Raw genomic sequence first — 3,613 nt, forward strand, 5'->3', positions numbered from 1 at the left:
GTTCAGCGAGGAGTCATATATGATTATTTCTAAAGCCTATATCCTAAAAGCATCCAGAGATATAGTAGCGAATGAAGGCTTAGATGCCTTGAGTATAAGAAAACTTGCAAAAAATTGCAATGTAGCTGTAGGATCAATCTACAATTACTTTTCATCTAAGGATGAACTTATGATTAGCACAATTGAAAGTGTCTGGGAGGATATTTTTAGGATTGATGGTACCAGTGAGGATTGTGATGATTTTTTAAAGTATCTTTCGGATATTTTTGCCCACATCAGTTGTGGAATAAAAAAGTACCCAAACTTTTTTACCATCCACTCCCTTAGCTTTAAGTCTCAAAGCCTTGGCAAGGCCAAAAATTCCATGGATACCTATATAAGAAAAGTCAGAGAAAATATGGTTATGATTTTAGATAGTGATCCTAATATAAAAGATCATGCCTTTGACCATGACTTTACTAAGGATGATTTAATCAAATTTATCCTTTCGACAATGCTTTGTTTTATAGTTGATAAAAATTATGACAAGGACTTGCTTTTAAAAATTGTAAAAAAAACCTTATATTAAACCCGTTTATGGACGGGTTTTGTATAGAAATTGAATGAACATCGTTCAGCGAGGAGGAATTATGCAAGCAGTATTTGAAACCCTCTTTGATATTTTTTACCTAGGAACAGTTATCTTTCTTGGCACAAAAATGCTAAAAGAAGGCAAAAACGAAAAACAATACTATTTATTTGGAATTATGGCCCTGGTTTTAGGTTTTGGAGACGCCTTCCACCTAGTACCAAGAGCTATCGCCCTTAATACTACAGGTCTAGATAGTTTTACCAGGTCGCTTGGCTTTGGCAAACTAATCACTTCTATTACGATGACAATCTTTTACCTTCTCCTTTATTACGTCTGGCGAGTGCGTTATGAAGTTAAGAGACAAAAGGGCTTAAGCAGAGGAATATGGTTTTTGGCAATACTTAGGATTTTGCTAGTCCTTTGTCCAGAAAATAAATTTCTAGTAAATTCATCACCACTCGCCCGGGGTATTTATAGGAATATTCCTTTTACAATCTTGGGACTTATTATAATTATAATATTTTACCAAAAATCAAAGGAAACCAAGGATCTTGCCTTTAAAAACTTGTGGCTTACCATTGTGCTAAGCTTTGGTTTTTATTTGCCGGTAGTTCTTTTGGAAAATACCCTTCCAGTGATCGGTGCCCTCATGGTACCAAAGACTTGTGCCTATATCTGGACAGTTTTGATTGGTTACTGGGCAATGAAGGGAGAAAAAAATGACAAAAAAGTACTTTAAGACATCCTTTATTTACGCCTTTTTTGGCATATTTATAGGAGCTTTTTACAGGGAATACACAAAGTTTATCGGCTTTAAGGGCCATTCTAGTTTAGGCCTTGCCCACACCCACAGCTTGGTTTTAGGATTTTTCCTATTTATAATCCTAGCCTTGGCTGCAAAAAGTTTTGATTTAAAAGAAAACAAAAAAGAAAAAAAATTTTATACCACCTATAACTTTTCCTTGGTACTGGTTATAGGAACTTTAATAGCCAGAGGTTTTTGTCAAATCTATGGCCTTAACAATAGTGCTATAAGTGCGACCATATCCGGCGTAGCTGGACTTGGTCATATAGCAATTTCATTTGCCTTATACTTTTTATACACATATCTGAAATGTCATCTAGATTAGTGTTAAAAGTTAAGGATATTACTCTCTAAAAAAGCTCTCCAACTTGGAATTACCAAGTTAGAGAGCTTTTTAGTGGATAAACCTATCAAGTATCAATACTATAGGTAAAGGTAGCATTAGAAAAAGTCCGATTATATCAAATAAATCTAACTTATCTCGACTTTCCTTATACTTGCGAATAGTTCCAAAAATTAATAGTATAATCCCCAAGGCAAATAAAAAATAAACAAGTAAACTTAGCATTGTCTCCTCCTATTTTTTGTGGGCAATTTTTAGCCTATTTTCGAGTATTATTCCTAAAATTACATAGGACATAAATTCTATTATGATAAATAAAATCCTCCTGTACCTATACATATCCACAAAATTATTTAGTATTAATCCCAAAATAATAAAGGTAAAGGCAAGGGCAAAGGCGCCCTTGGCCATAAAATCATTTGCAAAATACCAGTTTTGTTTGGACTTAGTAGAAAGTTCCGACCTGTATCCGTACTTTTTATCTATAGGCTTATCTTTGATCATATTTGAAATAAAGCCAACAAAGACAAAATAGGCTGGGAATAAAAATATTATAAAATCTTCAAATTTCATTATTCCTCCTATAAGTATTTTTTTATCAAAAAGTCAAAACCAAGCGCCCAAGCCATTGAGTAGGCGAAGATGCTGAGGGGTTTGCAAAGTAGAATTATAGCTACAAATTTTTTGACAGGCATTTCTGTAAGACCAGTTAGGTAGCAAAGAAAATCATCTGGAGCTACTGGCAAGAAAATCGCTAGGGCAAAAAACTTATCGTACTTATCTTCGTTTAGCTTTCCCTTGTATTTATCATATAGGTCTTCACCAAAAATCCTTAAGACAATTGACCTGCCAAAAGTCCTTGAGATAAAGAACACAAGGATGGATCCAAGGCAAATAGATATGTAGTTATAGATAAATCCCCAAAAAGCACCAAAGATAACCACTCCTGCTACGCAAGTTAGGCCTCCAGGTATGACTGGAACAACGATTTGAACTATTTGTAAGACCATAAAAACAAAGGGTCCCCGGGCACCTTTTTCTAAAATCAGCCTCCTAAAGGTATCAAGAGAATCAAAATACCCCTTGTGGTAGCCGATAAAGGCAAGTATAACCCCCACAATTAGGAGTATAGCCCCTATTATATTAAAAATTTGATTTTTTATGAATTTTTCCATAAAGTCTCCATTGTATGATGTATGTAGTATTATCATACACTTATATTTTTTATCTGTCAATCACAAGTCTATCATAACAAATTTTTGTGAAGATTTAGTAAAGATAAAAAATCCAAAGACCAAGTTTGGTCAATGGATTTTATTTTTTTATACAACTATATTTAAAATCTTGCCTGGAACGTAGATTACCTTCCTTAATTCTTTGTCTTTGATATAGGTATTTACGTTGTTATCAAGGTTTGCAAGGGCAAGTGCTTCTTCTTGGCTAGCAGTTTTTGATATCTTTATCTTGCCACGCATCTTGCCATTAACTTGGACTGGTAGGTCAATTTCATCAAGGCTTAGCTTGTTTTTGTCATAAGTTGGCCAAGTTGTTTGGCTTAATCTTCCTTCAAAACCAGCCATTTCCCAAAGTTCTTCTGTAAGGTGAGGAGCTACTGGATTTAATAGGGTGATATAGGTCTTGAAATCTTTCCTTGTTATCTTTCCTAGAGCTCTCATCTCATTTGAAAGGGTCATCAATTGGGCAATTGCAGTATTGAACTTAAGATTTTCGTAATCTTCGCTTACTTTTTTGATTGTTTGGTTGGTTAGGATTTCTAATTCTTTTGAATATTCGTCCCCATCCACAACAAGGTCAAGAAGGTTATAGACTCTTTCTAGATATTTCCTACATCCCTTTACTCCCTCATCTGACCATTTGGCAACTGATGAGAAAT

The 3,613-nt window shown here is 34.5% G+C and carries 7 protein-coding genes; 3 read left to right on the forward strand and 4 right to left on the reverse strand.

What is annotated here, in order from left to right:
* The first annotated feature begins 19 nt into the window (after positions 1–19).
* From RQ907_RS08085 to RQ907_RS08095, 3 genes are all read left to right on the forward strand, one after another.
* Positions 20–568 (forward strand): TetR/AcrR family transcriptional regulator, encoded by a 549-nt coding sequence (locus RQ907_RS08085; RefSeq protein ID WP_311492863.1) that lies wholly within the window; start codon positions 20–22, stop codon positions 566–568.
* Between the two features lie 61 nt (positions 569–629).
* On the forward strand, positions 630–1,310 hold the full coding sequence (locus RQ907_RS08090; protein ID WP_311492864.1) for a hypothetical protein: 681 nt from the start codon (positions 630–632) through the stop codon (positions 1,308–1,310).
* Complete coding sequence (locus RQ907_RS08095; protein ID WP_311492865.1) at positions 1,291–1,701, forward strand: DUF2871 domain-containing protein; 411 nt, start codon at positions 1,291–1,293, stop codon at positions 1,699–1,701. The genes RQ907_RS08090 and RQ907_RS08095 overlap by 20 nt, the downstream gene beginning before the upstream one ends.
* A 69-nt stretch (positions 1,702–1,770) precedes the next feature.
* Here RQ907_RS08095 and RQ907_RS08100 read toward each other — a convergent pair whose 3' ends face one another.
* The 4 genes from RQ907_RS08100 to RQ907_RS08115 all read right to left on the reverse strand — a co-directional run.
* A complete protein-coding gene (locus tag RQ907_RS08100) occupies positions 1,771–1,944 on the reverse strand; it encodes a hypothetical protein (protein ID WP_311492866.1) in 174 nt (57 codons plus the stop codon).
* A 9-nt stretch (positions 1,945–1,953) separates the two neighbouring features.
* A complete protein-coding gene (locus RQ907_RS08105) occupies positions 1,954–2,292 on the reverse strand; it encodes an SdpI family protein (protein ID WP_311492867.1) in 339 nt (112 codons plus the stop codon).
* An 8-nt stretch (positions 2,293–2,300) separates the two neighbouring features.
* Positions 2,301–2,894, reverse strand: coding sequence for a TVP38/TMEM64 family protein (locus RQ907_RS08110; protein WP_311492868.1), 594 nt, complete (start codon positions 2,892–2,894; stop codon positions 2,301–2,303).
* A gap of 147 nt (positions 2,895–3,041) precedes the next feature.
* On the reverse strand, positions 3,042–3,613 hold a 572-nt coding region (locus RQ907_RS08115), incomplete at its 5' end, for a class I tRNA ligase family protein (RefSeq protein WP_311492869.1).

Origin of the sequence: uncultured Anaerococcus sp. (assembly GCF_963510575.1) — a bacterium.
Lineage (GTDB): Bacteria > Bacillota > Clostridia > Tissierellales > Peptoniphilaceae > Anaerococcus.

Coding starts and splice junctions, on each gene's coding strand:
- RQ907_RS08085 (WP_311492863.1), top strand. CDS start 20: ATGATTATTTCTAAAGCCTATATCCTAAAAGCATCCAGAGATATAGTA.
- RQ907_RS08090 (WP_311492864.1), top strand. CDS start 630: ATGCAAGCAGTATTTGAAACCCTCTTTGATATTTTTTACCTAGGAACA.
- RQ907_RS08095 (WP_311492865.1), top strand. CDS start 1,291: ATGACAAAAAAGTACTTTAAGACATCCTTTATTTACGCCTTTTTTGGC.
- RQ907_RS08100 (WP_311492866.1), bottom strand. CDS start 1,944: ATGCTAAGTTTACTTGTTTATTTTTTATTTGCCTTGGGGATTATACTA.
- RQ907_RS08105 (WP_311492867.1), bottom strand. CDS start 2,292: ATGAAATTTGAAGATTTTATAATATTTTTATTCCCAGCCTATTTTGTC.
- RQ907_RS08110 (WP_311492868.1), bottom strand. CDS start 2,894: ATGGAAAAATTCATAAAAAATCAAATTTTTAATATAATAGGGGCTATA.